Origin of the sequence: Pseudomonas sp. NPDC090201, from assembly GCF_044746825.1 — a bacterium.
In the GTDB taxonomy this organism is placed as follows: Bacteria; Pseudomonadota; Gammaproteobacteria; order Pseudomonadales; family Pseudomonadaceae; genus Aquipseudomonas; species Aquipseudomonas putida_AD.
Genome location: NZ_JBIVCX010000005.1, coordinates 45,227 through 63,420, shown reverse-complemented (window position 1 = coordinate 63,420; position 18,194 = coordinate 45,227). Strand labels below are relative to the sequence as shown.

Annotated in this window: 14 protein-coding genes, 1 tRNA gene and 1 pseudogene; 4 read left to right on the top strand and 12 right to left on the bottom strand. The window is 60.1% G+C overall.

Going from position 1 to position 18,194, the window contains the following annotated elements:
- The first annotated feature begins 86 nt into the window (after positions 1–86).
- Positions 87–779, top strand: coding sequence for a CatB-related O-acetyltransferase (locus ACIPOO_RS16685; protein WP_400608617.1), 693 nt, complete (start codon positions 87–89; stop codon positions 777–779).
- Here the strand turns inward: ACIPOO_RS16685 and ACIPOO_RS16680 are convergent.
- From ACIPOO_RS16680 to rpsU, 8 genes and pseudogenes are all read right to left on the bottom strand, one after another.
- A complete protein-coding gene (locus ACIPOO_RS16680) occupies positions 776–1,405 on the bottom strand; it encodes a hypothetical protein (protein WP_400608616.1) in 630 nt (209 codons plus the stop codon). The two genes, ACIPOO_RS16685 and ACIPOO_RS16680, sit on opposite strands and share 4 nt — an antisense overlap.
- A 59-nt stretch (positions 1,406–1,464) precedes the next feature.
- Positions 1,465–2,724 (bottom strand): type II toxin-antitoxin system HipA family toxin, encoded by a 1,260-nt coding sequence (locus tag ACIPOO_RS16675; RefSeq protein WP_400608615.1) that lies wholly within the window; start codon positions 2,722–2,724, stop codon positions 1,465–1,467.
- Positions 2,717–3,031, bottom strand: a complete 315-nt coding sequence (locus ACIPOO_RS16670) for a helix-turn-helix transcriptional regulator (protein ID WP_400608614.1) — start codon at positions 3,029–3,031, stop codon at positions 2,717–2,719. The genes ACIPOO_RS16675 and ACIPOO_RS16670 overlap by 8 nt, the downstream gene beginning before the upstream one ends.
- 135 nt (positions 3,032–3,166) lie before the next feature.
- A tRNA-Ile gene (locus ACIPOO_RS16665) sits at positions 3,167–3,243 on the bottom strand.
- 16 nt (positions 3,244–3,259) lie between these two features.
- Positions 3,260–6,217, bottom strand: a pseudogene (locus ACIPOO_RS16660) (EAL domain-containing protein); the annotation flags it as partial.
- Positions 6,218–6,646: 429 nt separating this feature from the next.
- A complete protein-coding gene (gene rpoD / locus ACIPOO_RS16655; RefSeq protein WP_274131466.1) occupies positions 6,647–8,494 on the bottom strand; it encodes an RNA polymerase sigma factor RpoD in 1,848 nt (615 codons plus the stop codon).
- A gap of 67 nt (positions 8,495–8,561) precedes the next feature.
- Positions 8,562–10,532, bottom strand: coding sequence for a DNA primase (gene dnaG, locus ACIPOO_RS16650; protein WP_400608613.1), 1,971 nt, complete (start codon positions 10,530–10,532; stop codon positions 8,562–8,564).
- A 246-nt stretch (positions 10,533–10,778) separates the two neighbouring features.
- A complete protein-coding gene (gene rpsU, locus ACIPOO_RS16645; protein WP_002551877.1) occupies positions 10,779–10,994 on the bottom strand; it encodes a 30S ribosomal protein S21 in 216 nt (71 codons plus the stop codon).
- A 196-nt stretch (positions 10,995–11,190) separates the two neighbouring features.
- Here rpsU and tsaD point away from each other — a divergent pair, with 196 nt between their 5' ends.
- Positions 11,191–12,216 carry a tRNA (adenosine(37)-N6)-threonylcarbamoyltransferase complex transferase subunit TsaD gene (gene tsaD, locus ACIPOO_RS16640; protein WP_400608612.1) on the top strand — a complete coding sequence of 342 codons (1,026 nt, stop codon included), beginning with the start codon at positions 11,191–11,193 and terminating at the stop codon, positions 12,214–12,216.
- 54 nt (positions 12,217–12,270) lie between these two features.
- On the opposite strand, the gene plsY is transcribed toward tsaD, so the two are convergent.
- Positions 12,271–12,840, bottom strand: coding sequence for a glycerol-3-phosphate 1-O-acyltransferase PlsY (plsY, locus tag ACIPOO_RS16635; protein ID WP_400608611.1), 570 nt, complete (start codon positions 12,838–12,840; stop codon positions 12,271–12,273).
- Positions 12,841–12,914: 74 nt separating this feature from the next.
- Here plsY and folB point away from each other — a divergent pair, with 74 nt between their 5' ends.
- Together folB and folK are read left to right on the top strand one after the other, a co-directional pair.
- Positions 12,915–13,268, top strand: coding sequence for a dihydroneopterin aldolase (gene folB, locus ACIPOO_RS16630; RefSeq protein WP_274131462.1), 354 nt, complete (start codon positions 12,915–12,917; stop codon positions 13,266–13,268).
- Positions 13,259–13,786, top strand: a complete 528-nt coding sequence (gene folK / locus ACIPOO_RS16625; protein WP_400608610.1) for a 2-amino-4-hydroxy-6-hydroxymethyldihydropteridine diphosphokinase — start codon at positions 13,259–13,261, stop codon at positions 13,784–13,786. Before folB ends, folK begins: the two co-directional genes overlap by 10 nt.
- A gap of 196 nt (positions 13,787–13,982) precedes the next feature.
- Here the strand turns inward: folK and ACIPOO_RS16620 are convergent, their stop codons facing one another.
- The 3 genes from ACIPOO_RS16620 to ACIPOO_RS16610 form a co-directional block, all read right to left on the bottom strand.
- On the bottom strand, positions 13,983–15,212 hold the full coding sequence (locus ACIPOO_RS16620; RefSeq protein ID WP_400608609.1) for a multifunctional CCA addition/repair protein: 1,230 nt from the start codon (positions 15,210–15,212) through the stop codon (positions 13,983–13,985).
- 71 nt (positions 15,213–15,283) lie between these two features.
- Positions 15,284–16,846 (bottom strand): SpoVR family protein, encoded by a 1,563-nt coding sequence (locus ACIPOO_RS16615; protein ID WP_274131459.1) that lies wholly within the window; start codon positions 16,844–16,846, stop codon positions 15,284–15,286.
- Positions 16,843–18,114 (bottom strand): YeaH/YhbH family protein, encoded by a 1,272-nt coding sequence (locus ACIPOO_RS16610; RefSeq protein WP_274131458.1) that lies wholly within the window; start codon positions 18,112–18,114, stop codon positions 16,843–16,845. The genes ACIPOO_RS16615 and ACIPOO_RS16610 overlap by 4 nt, the downstream gene beginning before the upstream one ends.
- Between the last annotated feature and the right edge of the window lie 80 nt (positions 18,115–18,194).

Here is an 18,194-nt window from a genome sequence, read left to right as displayed (position 1 = left end):
CGGATAACTAGCAAACGCCTGGCCCAGAGCTTCTGGTAGGCTGGCGACATGACAGGTCCGCTGGCCGGGCGACGAGGAATAACCAATTGCAATACCTGAAAGATCTGTACTGGAAACGCTGGATCAGAAAACGCGGCGCCAAGCTGGCCGGTGGTTTGCCGTCGTTGAGCAAGCGCTGTGAGCTGGTCATCGAGGATCACGTCGAACTGGGACATTTAGAGTTGCGCACAGGTCACGTCGAAATCGGGGCCCACACCTACATTCGCAGCGGAACGCACCTGTCACTGGTGTCGTCCATCGGACGTTTCTGTTCTATCGCCTCGGATGTCTATATCGGCCAGGAGAAATACACCCATCCCAGCGACTGGACCAGTTCGCACCCCTTCCAGTACACCGACTCGCCACTGACCTACACCGCGCCAACTGAACTGGCTGTCATTGGTCATGACGTCTGGATCGGCCACAGCGCCATGATCATGGAAGGCGTCACTGTGGGGACTGGCGCCATTATCGCAACTCGCGCCGTGGTCACTCAGGATGTGCCGCCGTACGCCATCGTCGCGGGCTTTCCGGCGAAGGTCATCCGCTATCGCCATGCGTCGGACATCATCGAACGCCTGCTGGCCAGCCAGTGGTGGGAGCGTGATGTGAGTGAGTTGAGAACCTTACCCATGGACCAGCCCGAGCTGTTCTTGCAAGCGCTGGAGGCCGGCCGCGCCAGCACCCTGGCTCGTTACCGCAAGCTCAGTATAAGCCGCGACGGATGCCGGGAGATTTAAGCGCCAACTGTGGCTGAACGGTGCACAACCAGATCGGCTGACAATCCTGCGCGGAACAGCTGTACCACGTGTTCCGGTGTCAGCACGACGACCTGTTCGTCCGGCGACATCTTTTCGCGAAGGGGCTCGTACCCTTCAAACGACCAGCGCCACTGCTTGCCCCGCCACAGCAGAACGGCCTGGCCGTCAGCCTCGATCATCGTCCCGTCCGGCAAACTTCCCAACCTTGCCCGCCAGGTCCGCTGGCTGCCGTCAGCGTTCAACCGCTCCCCATGCAGGACCCGGTCAATGCCGACGGCGGATCGATCCGCCTCGGGAAACACCTCTGCCCAAAGCGTCTGAAAATGTTTGTAGGATGCACGGCGGCAATAGCTGCACGGCCGATGCCCGGCCGCGTAGCTCGTGGCCTCATCAAGAAAGAACAACTCGGTATAACGCCCCGGCGACATCACCTGACGCCGCACACCCTTGTAGTCCAGCACGCAGGTAATCCACCGCTCCAGCGCCCAGTGGCGAGTGATCTGCCGATGCTCGTTGTGCAGCAGGCCACGATTGCCCATGAAGGTGCCGCGGCTGGTGTTGGCGCAGAGTTGTGAGGTTGGGGTGACGCGGTTTTGTAGAGGCATGGGGTGGTCCTCAACCGGGTATCGGGGCGAGAAAACTGAGTGTCAGGCCGTTGCAGCGATCACCTGAGGCGAAGGATGTTTTCCTCGATCTGGCTGTGAACTTCGCGCAGCGTTGGCAGCGTGATTTGCCCTGGAAACCGGTCTCGGGCGACTGCTTCAAACGTGCTGGCGATCTCGCAAACCCTATCAATGACTTCATTGGTCTTATCGGTCGAGAGCTCTGCCTCTGCTCCGAGAAGTATCAGGCTTTTGCGATGGATCTCCAGGGCCTCGCCCATCACATCCATTTGGTGATACCCACCCGGCCCGTCACAGTAGGTCACGTCGTAAGCCGGTGCGAGCGTCCACTCGCCTGTCTGAGACATCAGGTAAGCAAAGTTCTTGGGATGATCGTCGCGGTTGTTGAAAATCACGTTGAAGACCGTCCGCTCGAACGCGAGCGCTTTCTGCCTCACATCGTTAGTACACATGTGCGTTGCGCGCAGGAAATTAACGTAGTCCAGCGCTCCTGGATTCTGATAGTCCGCGCCCGTGAAGGCAGCAAGACTCTGCATGGGTAGCCGCATACCGTCTTTGCGATCAAAGCGCCGGGTCGCGAACGCAGCCTGTCCGTGAGGAAGCTCGAAGTATCGGGTTGTCGGCGTCTCGATTCCGCAAAGCTTCAGGCACTCGGAGTACACCGCTTCAATGGCGCACACTTCCGGGTGCTCCTGTCGGGCAGGAAACTTGATCAGCCATGCGTCCAGACCTGAGGCCGCAGAAGTAGTGAAAACACCGCTTTCCGGATCGCCATACAGCAACGCCTTGGGTCTGGCGCCTTGTGGAGAACCGCCGACCTGCAACAGTTTCTGCAAGAACTCCGCCCCCTCGCCATTGAGCACCTCATGCACTTCAGCAGCCAGTTGAGGCAATGGAATGTCTTCGTCCACCGCTTCCACGTCTGCCGCAACAGGCTCGAATGACATGGCGCCCATCGCATTGCGCCCGATATAGGCGAGCCTCTCCAACGGCCCGATGCGAGCAGGGTTGAGCCCTCGGCGTTTGAACAGCCGGTCCATCAACAACATGCCCCAGCCGTCAGGCAGCGAATCGTAAACCGGCCCCGGCAGCGCAAGTTGATGGGATGGGAAATCGCGACGCAGTTTCGGTCCCTTCAACGGCAGTTTGAAGGATGAAAGCTCAAGACCTCTGTTGACGGCCTCGTCGCTGTATTCGAAAGCGATGGTCGAACGCCCATTGGTAGCGGTGGTGGATACCAGCGATCCCCATCGCCAGTGCTCGCCCCAGCCGTCGTAAAACACATCGACTTGTTTAGGCATCGTTGCGCTTTCCTCTCGCTCGATGACGCTGTGAGCTGCTCTCGTATCGCAGGATATCGTCCAGACTCTCCAGCTTGGGCTGGAACAGTTGCTCCAGATCATGGTGGCGACCCAAGACCATGGCAATTCTCACCACGCTTTCGAACGACACATTTCTGCCTGCTTCCAGGTTGGAAACGGTATTGACGCCCACACCCGCACGGCCAGCGACCTCGGCTTGGGTCATGTGGCGGGTGAGCCGTTCCTTGCGTAGACGTTCGCACAGCAGACGGACGATTTCGCTGGGTTTGCTGAGGCTTAAATCCATTTTGTTGTGGATAAACGAGGCTTATTCGAGATAACTCACAGCATAGCAGAAATAATTAGAACGCTTTGAAAGCCTAGTCAAGCGATGGCGAGAAAGCCAGAAACGCAAAAGCCGCGCATGCGCGGCTTTCAAAGGTGGTGGGCCCACACGGACTCGAACCGTGGACCAAAGGATTATGAGTCCTCTGCTCTAACCAACTGAGCTATAGGCCCTCAGTCTGGCCGCGGATTATAACGATGGTTTGCGTGCCGGGCTATCCGAAAAGTCTGAAAGTGTCATACGAAGAAACGTCGCGCAAAATTCATCGGGGCGCAGGGGCAGGCTGACGATGTAGCCCTGTATCTGTTCGCAGCCTTCGTCGGCGAGGAATTGCTGCTGTTCGACGTTTTCCACGCCCTCGGCGATGACGGTCAGTTGCATGCTGCGGCCCAGGGCGATGATGGCTCGCACGATGGCGGCATCGTGTGGGTCGTCGGGAAGGCCGCGGACGAAGGACTGGTCGATTTTCAGGATGTCCAGCGGCAGGCGCTTGAGGTAGCTGAGCGAGGAGTAGCCGGTGCCGAAGTCGTCGATGGCCAGTTGCACGCCGAGTTTTTTCAGACGGTGCAGCACGGACAAGGCTTCTTCGGTCTGGGACATGATGAAGTTTTCGGTAATCTCCAGTTGCAGGCAGCCGGGTTGCAACTGGTATTGGTTGAGCAGTTGTTCGATGCGGTTGACCAGGTTCGGCTGGCGCAACTGGGCACCTGCCAGGTTCACCGAGAGCGGGCCGAAGATGTCGTAGGTCTGGTTCCAGCGGTGCAGTTGCTGGCAGGCCTGTTCCAGCACCCACTCGCCGATCTGCAGGATCATGCCGTTCTCTTCGGCCAGGGGAATGAAGCGCTCGGGTGGGACTTCTCCGAAAGTGGGGTGGCTCCAGCGAATCAGTGCCTCGGCTCCGACCAGTCTTTGTGTCAGAAGGCTGACCTTGGGCTGGTAGGAAAGTGTGAATTCGTTGCGTTCGATGGCGCGGCGCAGTTCGTGTTCCAGGGCCACGCGCTCGCTGGCCTGGGCGGTCAGGTCGCGGGTGTAGCTTTCGACGCGGTTGCGGCCCTTGGCTTTGGAGCGGTACATCGCGGCGTCGGCGTTCTTGATGATGGTGGCGACGTCCGAGCCGTCGGTCGGGAACAGCGCGGTGCCGATGCTGGTGCTGATGAAGAACTCGTGCTCGCCCGCCTGGAAGGGCGCCGAAAAGCTGTGCAGCAGTTTGGTGGCGATGGTTTCTGCATCGTGGGCGGTTTGCAGCCCAGGCAGCAGGATGATGAATTCATCGCCGCCCAGGCGCGCCACGGTGTCGATGTCCCGCAGGTTCTCTTTGAGGCGATGGGCGATGCCTTTGAGCAGCAGGTCGCCCACCGGATGGCCGAGGCTGTCGTTGATGTGCTTGAAGCGGTCCAGGTCGAGAAACAGCACCGCGCCCAGGCTATGGGCATCCCGGCTGTGGTTCAGGGCGGCATGCAACCGGCTCTCGAACAGGGTGCGGTTGGGCAGGCCGGTCAACGGGTCATGGTGGGCCTGGTAGTCCAGTCGGGCCTGGGCCTGCTTGAGGCTGGAAATGTCTGCGAATACTGCGACGAAGTGGGTGATGAACTTGTCGCGGTTGCGCACGGCGCTGATGGTCAGCCAGGCAGGGTAGATCTCGCCGTTTTTGCGCCGGTTGCTGATTTCCCCCTGCCAGTGCCCTTCGGCCGTCAGTTGGTACCACATGGCTGCGTAGAAGGCGCTGTCGTGCAGGCCGGAGGCGAGCAGGCGAGGAGTCTGGCCAATGGTCTCGCCTTCGCTGTAGCCGGTGATTTCGCTGAAGGCGCGGTTGACGGCGTTGATGCGCTGTCGGGTGTCGGTGATCAGAACGCCCTCTGCCGTGCTCTCGAACACGGTCGCGGCCAGTTGCAGTTTTTCCTGCATCTGGTGACGTTCGGTGATATCCCGGGCGATGGTCAGCATGCAGTCTTCACCGCCGATGGGCAGTGGCCGCGACGAAATTTCACACAGCCTGACCTGACCGTCCCTGCGACGAATGTGGCTGGGGAAGTCCTTCACAAACCCGTCGCGATGGAGCTGCTCCAGCAGTTGCTGGCGCTCGTTCAGATCGACCCAGATGCCCAGGTCCAGCGTTGAGCGGTCAAGGGACAGCGAGCTGTGGTAGCCGGTGATGCGGCTGAAGCCATCGTTGATTTCCACCAGCAGGCCATCGCTTTGGCGGGTGATGAGCATGCCATCGGGTGAGGAGTGGAAGGCCTTGGCGAACTTCTCTTCGGACAGCTGCAACTGTTGCTGCGCCTCCTTGAGCGGGGTGATGTCACGCACCACAAGGACGACGGCGGGGGTGGAGTCCAGATCGAACGGCTCGGCAGACAGCAGGCCGGTGAAGGTGCGGCCATTGCTGCGGCGGAAGGGCATTTCCAGGTTGCGGATGCTGCCTTTTTGCAGGCGCTGCAGCAGGCTGCTGCCGATGTCCGGGATGCCCCAGATGTCCAGCTCGCTCGGGGTCTTGCCAATCACCTGGTCGGGCGCCAGGCCGATCTGTTCGACGAAGGCTTGGTTGGCCTCCAGGAAGCGGCCGTCCGACAGCCGGGCGATCACCAGAATGTCCGGACACTGGGCGAATACCGACGCGAACTTGCCTTCGGAGCGGCGCAGGGCCTCTTCGGTCTGCTTGGCTTCGCTGATGTCGATCATCAGGCCGCGCATGACAGGCTCATGGCCATAGCTGATGAGGCTGACGATGTCGCGTACCCAGACCACCCGGCCATCGGCGGCGATGACGCGGTAATCGAGGCTGTGGTCGTTGCCCTGGGCGATCTCCTGATGGCAGAAGCCTTCTGCGCGGTCCACGTCGGCGGGGTGGACGATGCCGCGCCAGAAGCCGTGCCGGCGCCACTGGTGAAGCGGATAGCCCAGCAGGTTCTCGGCGTGTGGCGAGACGTAGCTGTAGGAGAAATCGTGGGTGTTGGCTTCCCAGGCAATGGCCGATAGGCTCTCGATCATGCCGCGGTAGTGGTATTCGCTGCTGCGAAGCTCTTGTTCCAGGGCCACGCGCCGGGAGATTTCCGAGCTGAGCCGGCGGTTGATGCGCACCATGACCGCCAGTACGGTGGACAGCAGAAGCAGGCCCGGAAGGCCATAGAGCACGAAGTCGCGCCAGAACCTGCCGGGCTCTCCAGCGGAAGGCGAGGGGCTATCGGGGTACGGCGCTTCATTTGCGGCCAGCGCCGTGTGCAGCGCGTCGTCCATGTTCGAAAGACCCGCGCCCACGTCATCGCGCTGCGAGGTGGGAGCTCGTTCGATGTCGGGCAGTGCAGCTTCCTTACTCTGCATTGAGTCCCCGTGCACGCCCTGCCAGGTTTCCCCTTGAGGGAGCACCTGCGCGTCGACTGTCGTCGACCCCATCAAGCACAAGAAAACAATGGCCGGCATCCGAAACATGGCAGGCCTCAAAAGGTTTCAGCGTTGAGAATGAGTCGAGTGTAGCCTCGCTGATAGCCACTGGCATACTGCCAAAAATCCGATTCCCTGAAATGCAAAAACCCCGGCATGGGCCGGGGTTCTTGTAATGCAGCGTGACGCAGCGTTTGCTTACTCGTCCAGGAACGAACGCAGGTGTTCGCTTCTGGTCGGGTGACGCAATTTGCGCAGGGCCTTGGCCTCGATCTGACGAATACGCTCACGGGTTACATCGAACTGCTTACCGACTTCCTCCAGGGTGTGGTCGGTATTCATGTCGATGCCGAAGCGCATGCGCAGCACCTTGGCTTCACGGGCGGTCAGGCCCGAGAGGACTTCGCGAGTCGCTTCCTTGAGGCTCTCGACGGTTGCCACATCGATTGGCGACTGCATGGTCGAGTCTTCGATGAAGTCACCCAGATGCGAATCTTCGTCGTCACCGATCGGGGTTTCCATGGAGATCGGCTCTTTGGCGATCTTCAGAACCTTGCGGATCTTGTCCTCAGGCATCTCCATGCGCTCACCCAGCTCTTCCGGGGTCGGTTCGCGACCCATTTCCTGCAACATCTGGCGGGAAATGCGGTTGAGCTTGTTGATCGTCTCGATCATGTGCACCGGAATACGGATGGTGCGTGCCTGGTCGGCGATCGAGCGAGTGATCGCCTGACGGATCCACCAGGTGGCATAGGTCGAGAACTTGTAACCACGACGGTATTCGAACTTGTCCACCGCCTTCATCAGGCCGATGTTGCCTTCCTGGATCAGGTCCAGGAACTGCAGGCCGCGGTTGGTGTACTTCTTGGCGATCGAGATCACCAGACGCAGGTTCGCCTCAACCATCTCTTTCTTCGCGCGACGGGCCTTGGCCTCGCCGATCGACATGCGACGGTTGATGTCCTTGATTTCCAGGACGGTCAGGCCGGTTTCTTCTTCCAGTGCGGTCAGCTTCTGCTGGCAACGCTGGATGTCGGCTTGCAGGCGACCAATGGCTTCGGCGTATTTGCTCTTGCCTTTGGCCAGTGCGTCGGTCCAGCTCTGGTCGACTTCGTTGCCAGGGAACTGGCGCAGGAAGTCGGCGCGCGGCATGCGGGCATCACGAACGCACAGTTGCATGATGGCGCGTTCCTGGGCGCGCAGACGCTCCAGGGCACTGCGAACGGTCTCGACCAGGTTTTCAAACTGCTTGGGTACCAGTTTGATCGGCATGAACAGCTCGGCCAGAGCCAGCAGCTCGTCGTTGGCCTGCTTGCTGCCACGACCGTGCTTTTTCAGGGCCTTGAGGGTGATCGCCATCTGATCGGAGACTGCACCGAAGCGCTGTGCGGCGATGACTGGATCCGGGCCGCTTTCGGCCTCTTCCTCGTCATCTCCGTCGGCGGATTCTTCGTCGTCATCGTCGGAATCGTCAGCCTTGGCGGCTTTCTGATCGACAGGGATCGGCGCTTCGGCAGGCGGCGCGATGCCGTCGTCCGGATCGATGTAACCGCTCAGGACGTCGGACAGCCGACCGCCTTCGCTGGTAACGCGATCATACTCGGAGAGAATGTGCTCGACCGTGCCAGGGAAGTGCGCGATGGCGCCCATCACTTCACGGATGCCTTCCTCGATACGCTTGGCGATTTCGATTTCGCCTTCGCGTGTCAGAAGCTCGACCGTACCCATTTCGCGCATGTACATGCGCACCGGGTCGGTTGTGCGACCGATGTCGGTTTCGACGGCCGCCAACGCTGCGGCTGCTTCTTCAGCGGCTGCCTCGTCGGTGTCGGCTTCAGCCAACAGAAGGGCGTCCGCATCCGGAGCGCTCTCGAATACGTTGATCCCCATGTCGTTAATCATGCGGATGATGTCTTCCACCTGTTCCGGATCTGAAATATCCTCCGGCAGGTGGTCGTTGACCTCCGCGTAAGTCAGGTAACCCTGCTCACGACCACGGCTGATCAACTCTTTGAGGCGAGACTGCTGTTGCGCTTTTCCGGACATAACACCCTATCCACTGAAGGTCTTGGCGGGCAAAAAACAAGCCGAGGATTATACCCGAGCTAGGACCTCACGCGCCAGTTGAGGTCGGGGTTTGTGCAGGAACTTTGCGATTTAACAGGTTGAGTAGCTGAACTTTTTCGTCCGCGCTCAACCCTGACTGCCGTTCCTTCCTGATTAACTGATCCAGGCTTCGCTCGCGTTGGCGGGCAGACAAGCTAGTTATAGTGTCGAAAAACTGTTGTTCAAGGTTATCGGCCGAGATCAGCCATTCCTTTTCCGCCAGTTGTCGTAATAATCGTCCCTGATCGGTCCCGTGCCAGCGTGCGATCAGTTGCAGCGATCGCAGCTTCGGGTTTTTCTGCAAGGCTTCCAGCAACGCCACCAGCAATTGCGAGTAAACGTTGTCTTCGGCTGCGAAATGGCTGGTATCTTCCACTTTCTGCGACAGGTCAGGATGGTGCAGCAAGGTCCTGAGTGCCGTCAGTGTCGGTGGCTCGACCGTGGCCGGGGTACGCGGGGCGCGAGGTTCAAAATCCGGCCGCTTGCCGTTCTTGTCCCACTTCTTGCCCTTTTCCCACGGCTTGTTTTCCCATTTCTTCTTCTGGCCACCCGGTGCCTGCGGTGTCCATTCCTGCTGCGGCTCGTAGGCGTCATGCGGCTGGTAATCGCCGTAATCGGGCACCGAGTCGTAGTCGAAGCCTGGGTCGTATGCCGGCGGAGCCTCAGGTGGTGCGTTCTGCACCAGTTGATTGACCGCTGCGGTATCCAGCCCGGTAATTTCTTTAAGGCGCCGACGCATCAGTTCGCGCAGGTTGGCGCCGGGTACTTTCTCGATCAGCGGTGCGGCCAGGGTGACCATGTGCGCCTTGCCTTCCAGCGAGCGCGGGTCCGCTTCCTTGGTCAACTGCTCGAAGAAGTAATCGGCCAGCGGCTGTGCGTGCTGGTTGATCCTTGCCTTGAACGCATCGGTGCCTTCGGCGCGCACCAGGGTGTCCGGGTCTTCGCCCTCGGGCAAAAACAGGAACCGCGCGCGACGACCATCCTGCAAGCTTGAAAGTGTAGCTTCCAGCGCTCGCCAGGCCGCGTTTCGCCCTGCCTGGTCACCGTCGAAACAGAACAGCACGTTGGGCACTACGCGGTACAGGCGCTTCAAATGCTCTTCGCTGGTCGCGGTGCCCAGTGTCGCGACGGCATTGCGCAGGCCTTGTTGAGCCAGTGCGATGACGTCCATGTAACCTTCGACAACGATGATCTCGTCGAGGTTGCGATTGTGTTTGCGTGCTTCGAACAGCCCGTATAGTTCCTGACCCTTGTGAAACACCGGTGTTTCCGGCGAGTTCAGGTATTTGGGCTTGTCGTCGCCCAGTACGCGGCCGCCAAAGGCGATCACCCGGCCGCGCGAGTCGCGAATGGGAAACATCACCCGGTCGCGGAAGCGGTCGTAGCGTTTGCCGGTTTCGGCATTTTCGATCAGCAGGCCGGCATCGATCATGGCCTTCTGCTGAAGGGTGTCGCTGCTCAGGTGCTTGTAGAGGTTGTCCCAGCCCGGCGGGGCGAACCCCAGGCCGAAGTCGCGGGCAATCTCCCCCGAAAGGCCACGGCCTTTGAGGTAATCCACTGCGGATTTTCGTGTCGGATGGCTTTTCAGCGCGGCACGGTAGAAATCGGCGGCGGCGGTCAATAACGGGTAAAGCGGCGAATCAACGGGTTGCCGGGGCTTTTGGCCGCGTACGCCCTGTTCGCGGGGCACTTCCATGCCGGCGGCTTTGGCAAGATCTTCGACGGCCTGGGGGAAATCCAGGTTGTCGTGGTCCATGATGAAGCCGAGGGCGTTGCCACCTGCGCCACAGCCAAAGCAGTAATAGAACTGTTTGTCGGGGCTGACACTGAACGACGGTGTCTTTTCCTTGTGGAAAGGACAGCAGGCGCTGAAATTCTTGCCGGTTTTCTTTAATTGAACGCGTGAGCTGACAACATCGACGATGTCGGTGCGGTTCAGGAGGTCGTCAATAAAACCTTGAGGGATCAGTCCGGCCATGGCGTTCTCATCATCAGGCGCCCCGCCAGAACGATCGTGGCGAATCCAAAGCGTAACGACGGTTGCTCGGTCAGTGTAGACCGGCCAGCGATGCCTGAAGCAGGCAGGAAGAGTTCGACGGAGTGTGTCTAGGTCGCATCTGCGGCGTCGACAGCCTCGGTCTGTGTAGCGTGAGGCTAAAACTGCAACTGCCGGCAGCCCGGCTTGTGGGCCGGGCGAGGCAGAAGCTTGCGACGAACGTCTGTATTAGTACAGACGAACGGCGCGGCGCTGTTCGCGCTGTACTTTCTTGGCGTGACGTTTGACAGCAGCAGCTGCCTTGCGCTTACGCTCAGAAGTCGGCTTCTCGTAAAATTCGCGGCTACGAACTTCAGCCAGAACACCGGCTTTTTCGCAGGAGCGCTTGAAACGACGCAGAGCTACGTCGAAGGGTTCGTTCTCTTTAACTTTGACGGCTGGCATCCAGAGCTACCTTCATTCATTACCGGGGTCAACGCCTCGTGCAACGCTTGCACTAAGTACGTCGGTTTTTAAGGGTTGCGGATGTTAACCCCTTGTCGCGAGGAATGCAAAGCCTCTGATCGAAAACCGCTGGTCGCAGGCATGAGCGGCGACTATTATGCGCGCCTTCGAATTTGGCCTCAACAAGGCGTATCCCATGTTAGTACTGGGTCTGGAAACCTCTTGCGACGAGACCGGCGTTGCGCTGTACGACAGCGAACGTGGCCTGCTCGCCGATGCATTGTTCAGTCAGATCGACCTGCACCGTGTCTACGGCGGGGTGGTGCCCGAGCTTGCCTCGCGCGATCACGTCAAACGCATGCTGCCGCTGATCCGGCAGGTGCTGGCCGAAGCCGACTGCGCGGCCACCGAGATCGACGCCATCGCCTACACCGCAGGCCCGGGCCTGGTCGGCGCGCTGCTGGTGGGGGCTTCCTGCGCCCAGGCGCTGGCCTTCGCCTGGGACATTCCGGCGCTGGGTGTACACCACATGGAAGGGCATCTTCTGGCGCCGATGCTGGAGGAAACACCGCCAGAGTTTCCGTTCGTCGCTTTGTTGGTTTCCGGTGGCCATACCCAGCTGGTTCGTGTCGATGGCATCGGCCATTACGAGCTGTTGGGCGAGACCCTGGATGACGCCGCCGGCGAAGCTTTCGACAAGACCGCAAAAATGATGGGCCTGAACTATCCGGGTGGCCCGGAAATCTCCCGTCTGGCGCTCAAGGGCGTCGAGGGGCGTTTCACCTTTCCGCGGCCAATGACCGACCGTCCAGGCCTGACTTTCAGCTTCAGCGGCCTGAAAACCTCCGCCCTGAACACCTGGCAGCAGTGCCAGAGTGCTGGAGACGACAGCGAGCAGACCCGTTGCGACATCGCGCTGGCCTTCCAGCAGGCGGTGGTGGAGACTCTCACCATCAAGTGCAAGCGCGCCCTGAAGCAGACTGGCCTCAAGCGTCTGGTGATTGCTGGCGGTGTGAGTGCCAACCGTGCGTTGCGCGCTTCGCTGGAGCAGATGCTCGACGGTCTGGGCGGCAATGTGTACTACGCACGGCCCGAATTCTGCACCGATAACGGCGCGATGATCGCGTTCGCCGGTTGCCAGCGTTTGCAGGCGGGCCAGAAGGAAGACCTGAGCATTACCGTCCAGGCCCGTTGGCCGATGGAGCAATTGCCGGGCCTGTAATGCAGGGGCTGGTCGACGAAAAAGGCTCGAATGAGCCTTTTTCAGCTTATGGGATTAAAAATGCCGTTCGCGCCCGGCGAACAGGTCGCGTAAATTGCCGCGATGTCGCCAGACGATCAGCAAGGTCAGCACGCTCATCGGCACCAGTGCGTGGGGTTGTTGCCAGGCCAGTAGCGGCAGGGTCAGTGGCGTTGCGATCAGCGATGCCAGGGAGCTAGTGCGGGTCAGGTAGAACGTCAGCAGCCAGGCGGCGATGGCCAGCAAGGCGGCGGGGAAGTAGAGCCCCAGCAGCATGCCGGCAGCGGTGGCAACACCCTTGCCGCCACGGAAGCGGAAGTACAGCGGAAACAGGTGCCCCAGAACGGCGCAAACGCCGATCCAGGCCTGTTGACGAGGATCCAGTCCGATCCAGCTGGCGAGCAGCACGGGCAAAAGCCCTTTGCAGACGTCGCCGATCAGGGTCAGGATCGCGAGCTTCTTGCCCGCCAGGCGCAGCATGTTGGTAGCGCCGGCGTTGCCTGAACCGCTGGCGCGCGGGTCCGGACTGCCGGTGATGCGGCTGAGCAGGATGGCGAAGGACAGTGAGCCGAGCAGGTAGGCGACGATCGCCAGTGACCAAAACATGCTAACCATTCCGGGCGAGGATGGCTTGATTCTAACGGCGCATCGCGCCCTTGTCGTGCAACGGAGAGAAAGGCTTGGACAGAGTTTTCATTGAGGGTCTGGAAGTCGACACGGTGATCGGCGCCTACGACTGGGAGCGCAGCATTCGCCAGTGCCTGCGTCTGGACCTGAGTTTTGCCTGGGACAACCGCCCTGCGGCAGCCGGTGACGACCTGAGCAAGGCGCTCGACTACGCCAGCGTTTCTGCCCGTATTCAGGCGTTTGCCGAAGTTTCGAAATTCGAACTGGTCGAGACCTTCGCCGAGCGCCTGTGCGAGGTGCTGATGAGCGAGTTCAACATTCCCTGGATGCACCTCAAGCTGACCAAGCCGGGCGCCGTTCCAGCCGCCAAGGGCGTGGGTGTGGAGATCGAGCGCGGATGTCGCTGACACGGATTTTCCTGGGCCTGGGCAGCAATATCGACCGCGAGCAGCACCTGTGCGCCGGGCTCGATGCACTGGCCGGCTTTCTCACTGACATGAGCTGCTCGCCGGTGTTCGAGAGCCATCCGGTGGGAATCAAGAGCGGGCCGTTCTTCAATCTGGTGGTGTCGGCGCTCACGGACTTGCCGCTGATCGAACTGGACCGCCGCTTGAAGTTCATCGAGGCCGATAACGGCCGGTATGCGCCGGATCGCAAAGGCTTGCCGCTGGATATCGATGTGCTGCTGTTCGACGAACATGTCGGCAATTTCGACGGACTGGTGCTCCCGCGGGCCGAGATTCTGAAGAATGCGTTCGTGTTGTGGCCGCTGTCGCTGATTGCGCCGGAGCGTTTGCACCCGGGGGTGGGTGTGCCGTTTGCGCGGTTGTGGGCTGAAACGCAGATCGATCAGCAGTTGTGGCCGGTGGCGTTTGAATGGCGCGGTGATCAACTGACGCCGAGCGCGCTTTTGAATACCCCCTGACCCGGCCGGACTGCTACGGGATGTGGGATAACGACGATCGTCGATCAATGGGGGGGTTGTGGGAGCGGGCTTGCCCGCGAAGGCAGCGGTTCAGCCACCCTCGATGCGTCAGGTCTGACGCATTCGCGGGCAAGCCCGCTCCCACAGAGTTGTCCTGACGCATCGGCTGCAGCTAGCAGGGTATCTACAGTATCTGTCAGGGTTGGTATGAGGCCTTGTAGGCCGTCAGGGTATCCAGCCTTTCGCGCTTGAGCGCTTCACCCAATTCCTGTCCTTGAAAACCCTTGTCCAGCAACGGCTGCACCGCGACTTGCCGGGCGGCTTCGGCGGCGCCGCGCAGGTAATGGGCCTGTGGATAACTGCGGTCTTCGAACCCCTTGCGCCCCCGGGCGTCCATCTCGCAGCAAACGATGAACTCTTCGAAGCGCTGTGGCCGGCGATAGACGTCGAAGCTCTGCAGCAGGTCGAGTAGCGTCGAGGGCTTGAGTTCCAGGGCGCGATGGCCATGGGTGTGGTACTGGCCGACCAGCAGCGCCAGTTCCTGGCAATCCCTCGGCACCTTGAAGCGCAGGTTGACCGCTTTGATCGCCTTGAGCCCTTTGTGCTCATGGGCGATATGCCGAGGCCACTCTTCCTCTGGCGTCAGGCCCTTGCCAAGGTCATGGAGCAAGCAGGCCCAGCGCACGCTCAGGGGGTGTTCATGCAGCGCCGCCTGATGCAGAACGCTCAGTACATGCAGGCCGGTATCGATTTCAGGGTGATGGGCTTCAGGCTGGGGGATGCCGAACAGGGTGTCGATCTCCGGCATCAGCACCTTGAGCGCCCCGCAGTCACGCAGGACCTGGATGAACACCTGAGGCTCTTTTTCCATCAAGGCGCGGGAAATTTCCTTCCAGCTGCGCTCGGGCGTCAGGGCCTGCAGTTCGCCCGAGCCGCTGAGCCTGCGCATCAGGTCCAGGGTCTCAGGCGCGATGGTGAAACCGTCAGGGGCATAGCGGGCAGCGAAGCGCGCAACCCGCAAGACGCGAAGGGGATCTTCTTCGAACGCCGGCGATACGTGACGCAAAATGCGCAGTTCAAGATCACGCTGGCCATGGAAAGGATCGGTCAGGTGGCCGTCCTTGTCTTCTGCAATGGCATTGATGGTCAGGTCGCGGCGGATCAGATCCTCTTCGAGCGTGACTTCAGGGTCTGCGTGAAACACGAATCCGCCATAGCCCGGAGCAGTCTTGCGCTCGGTGCGGGCCAGGGCATATTCCTCACCGGTCAGCGGGTGCAGAAATACCGGGAAGTCTGTTCCGACCGGCCGATAGCCCTTGATGAGCATCTCGTCGGTTGTCGCACCGACGACCACCCAGTCAGTGTCAGCCACAGGTTTGCCCAGCAGGCGATCACGCACGGCGCCGCCAACTTTATAGATCTGCATAAAAAAGCCTCCGTAAGCGCGACAGGATAAACCTAATGTCACGCGTGCGGAGGCGGCAATTGCGTTATCCCCTAAAGGTGAACGACCGCGAGGTCGAGCCGGGGATATTCACTGTCAGCGTGTTCGCTTCTCGGTGGCACGTGGTGGACTTTCATGATCTGGTCGCCCTGGAGCGTTTCCAGATGGATATCGAAACCCCACAGGCGATGCAGGTGTTTGAGCACCTCGTCGGTGGAGTCGCCCAGCGGTTTGCGGTCATGCTGCTGGTGGCGCAGGGTCAGGGAGCGGTCGCCGCGACGGTCGATGCTGTAGATCTGAACGTTGGGTTCACGATTGCCCAGATTGTACTGGGCGGCCAGAGTCTCTCTAATGGTCCTGTAGCCGGTTTCGTCATGGATGGCAGGCACCAGCAGATCGTCTTTCTGGTCGTCATCCAGGATGCTGAACAGCTTCAGGTCACGAATGACCTTGGGTGACAGGTACTGCAGGATGAAGCTCTCGTCCTTGAAGCTGCTCATGGCGAACTTCACGGCAGTGAGCCAGTCTGTGCCGGCAAGTTCGGGGAACCAGCGGCGATCCTCTTCGGTTGGGTGTTCGCACATGCGGCGGATGTCCTGGTACATCGCAAAGCCCAGGGTGTATGGGTTGATGCCGCTGTAGTACGGGCTGTCGAAGCCGGGCTGGAACACCACGCTGGTGTGGGACTGCAGGAATTCGAGCATGAATCCGTCAGTGACCAGGCCTTCGTCGTACAGGTCGTTCATCAAGGTGTAGTGCCAGAACGTCGCCCAGCCTTCGTTCATCACCTGGGTCTGGCGCTGTGGATAAAAATACTGCGCGATCTTGCGCACGATGCGCACCACTTCACGCTGCCATGGCTCCAGCAAGGGCGCGTGCTTTTCAATGAAATAGAGGATGTTTTCCTGCGGTTCTGCGGGGAAGCGCGAGTAATCCTCCTTGTCGTTCTTGTTGGCGTTTTTCGGGATGGTGCGCCACAGATCGTTGATCTGCTTCTGCAAGTGCTCTTCCCGATCCTTCTGCCGGCGGCGTTCTTCTTCGGCCGAGATAGGGTAGGGCCGCTTGTAGCGGTCAACACCGTAGTTCATCAGCGCATGGCAGGAGTCGAGCAGGTCCTCGACCGCGTCGATGCCGTGGCGCTCCTCGCACTGCATGATGTACTGCTTGGCGAACACCAGGTAATCGATGATCGAGCTGGCGTCGGTCCAGGTGCGGAACAGGTAATTGCCCTTGAAGAAGCTGTTGTGGCCATAGCAGGCATGGGCCACCACCAGAGCCTGCATGCAGATGGTGTTTTCTTCCATCAGATAAGCGATGCACGGATCGGAGTTGATGACGATCTCGTACGCCAGACCCATCTGTCCGCGTGAGTAGGATTTTTCGGTGCTCAGGAAATGCTTGCCGTAGGACCAATGGTGATAGCCCAGCGGCATGCCGACCGACGCATAGGCGTCCATCATCTGCTCGGCGGTGATCACCTCGATCTGGTTGGGGTAGGTGTCCAGGGCATAACGCTCGGCGATGCGGCTGATCTCCCGGTCATAGGCCTGGATCAGTTCGAACGTCCACTCTGAACCCGTGGAAAGGGGTTGGCGTTTCTGCTCTCTACCGGTCATGTCACTAACCTGCGCTGGAAGAGTTCACGGAATACCGGATAGATGTCACCGGCAGAGACCAGCTGCTGCTGGGCGAACGTGTCGGCGAAGGCCTCGCCGATGCGCTCGTATTCGAACCACAGCGCCTGATGCTCGCGTGGGGTGATTTCGACGTAAGTGTAGTACTGCACGAACGGCATGATCTGGTTGATCAGAATGTCGCGGCAGATGGGTGAGTCGTCGTTCCAGTTGTCGCCGTCCGAGGCCTGGGCTGCGTAGATGTTCCACTCGTTGGTGGGGTAGCGCTCGGCCATGATCTCCTGCATCAGTTTCAGGGCACTGGAGACGATGGTGCCGCCGGTTTCCCGGGAATAGAAAAACTCCTCTTCGTCCACTTCCCGCGCACTGGTGTGATGGCGGATGAACACCACTTCGATCTTGTCGTAATTCCGCTTCAGGAACAGGTACAACAGGATGAAGAAGCGCTTGGCGATGTCCTTGGTCGCCTGGGTCATGGAGCCCGAGACGTCCATAAGGCAGAACATGACGGCCTTGGAGCTGGGGTTGGGCTGCTTGACCAGCAGGTTGTACTTGAGGTCGAAAGTATCCAGGTACGGTACGCGCTTGATCCGTGCCTGCAGACGCTCGGCTTCGATTTCCAGCTCCTGGATGTCGCCGAAGTTGTCAGGCTCCTCGCGTTTCAGGCGCTCGAGTTCGGCGAGTACTTCCTTGAGTTTGGCCCGGCTGCTGCCGGACAGCGCGATGCGGCGGGCGTGTGCCGAACGCAGCGTGCGAATGATATTGATGCGTGACGGGTTGCCTTCGTTGCTGATGCCCGCGCGCACGGTCTTGAAGGTGTCGGTGCCGCTGAGGTTGCGTTTGACCAGGTTGGGCAGTTCGAGGTCTTCGAACATGAATTCGAGGAATTCTTCCTGGGTGATCTGGAACACGAACTCGTCCATGCCTTCGCCGGAGTTGCTCGCCTTGCCAGGCCCTTTGCCACCGCCGCCACCTTGCGGGCGGGCGATGTGTTCACCGGTGGTGAATTCTTTGTTGCCGGGGTGCACGACGGTCTGTTTGCCGCCGCGCCCGTGGTGAAGCACCGGTTCGTCGATGTCGCGACCGGGAATGCTGATCTGTTCGCCGTGCTCCATATCGGTAATGGAGCGGCGGCTGACGGCTTCTTCCACTGCTTTCTTGATGTGGTCACGGTAGCGGCGCAGGAAACGCTGCCGGTTCACCGTGCTCTTGTTCTTGCCATTGAGACGTCGGTCGATCACGTAGCTCATAGGGGGCCCCTTCGGGGAGCTGCAAGCTTTAAGCCGCAAGCTGCAAGTTTGATTGCAAATTACCCGCCCCAAGCGGCAGG

Coding starts and splice junctions, on each gene's coding strand:
- ACIPOO_RS16680 (WP_400608616.1), bottom strand. CDS start 1,405: ATGCCTCTACAAAACCGCGTCACCCCAACCTCACAACTCTGCGCCAAC.
- ACIPOO_RS16675 (WP_400608615.1), bottom strand. CDS start 2,724: ATGCCTAAACAAGTCGATGTGTTTTACGACGGCTGGGGCGAGCACTGG.
- ACIPOO_RS16670 (WP_400608614.1), bottom strand. CDS start 3,031: ATGGATTTAAGCCTCAGCAAACCCAGCGAAATCGTCCGTCTGCTGTGC.
- rpoD (WP_274131466.1), bottom strand. CDS start 8,494: ATGTCCGGAAAAGCGCAACAGCAGTCTCGCCTCAAAGAGTTGATCAGC.
- dnaG (WP_400608613.1), bottom strand. CDS start 10,532: ATGGCCGGACTGATCCCTCAAGGTTTTATTGACGACCTCCTGAACCGC.
- rpsU (WP_002551877.1), bottom strand. CDS start 10,994: ATGCCAGCCGTCAAAGTTAAAGAGAACGAACCCTTCGACGTAGCTCTG.
- tsaD (WP_400608612.1), top strand. CDS start 11,191: ATGTTAGTACTGGGTCTGGAAACCTCTTGCGACGAGACCGGCGTTGCG.
- plsY (WP_400608611.1), bottom strand. CDS start 12,840: ATGTTTTGGTCACTGGCGATCGTCGCCTACCTGCTCGGCTCACTGTCC.
- folK (WP_400608610.1), top strand. CDS start 13,259: ATGTCGCTGACACGGATTTTCCTGGGCCTGGGCAGCAATATCGACCGC.
- ACIPOO_RS16620 (WP_400608609.1), bottom strand. CDS start 15,212: ATGCAGATCTATAAAGTTGGCGGCGCCGTGCGTGATCGCCTGCTGGGC.
- ACIPOO_RS16615 (WP_274131459.1), bottom strand. CDS start 16,846: ATGACCGGTAGAGAGCAGAAACGCCAACCCCTTTCCACGGGTTCAGAG.
- ACIPOO_RS16610 (WP_274131458.1), bottom strand. CDS start 18,114: ATGAGCTACGTGATCGACCGACGTCTCAATGGCAAGAACAAGAGCACG.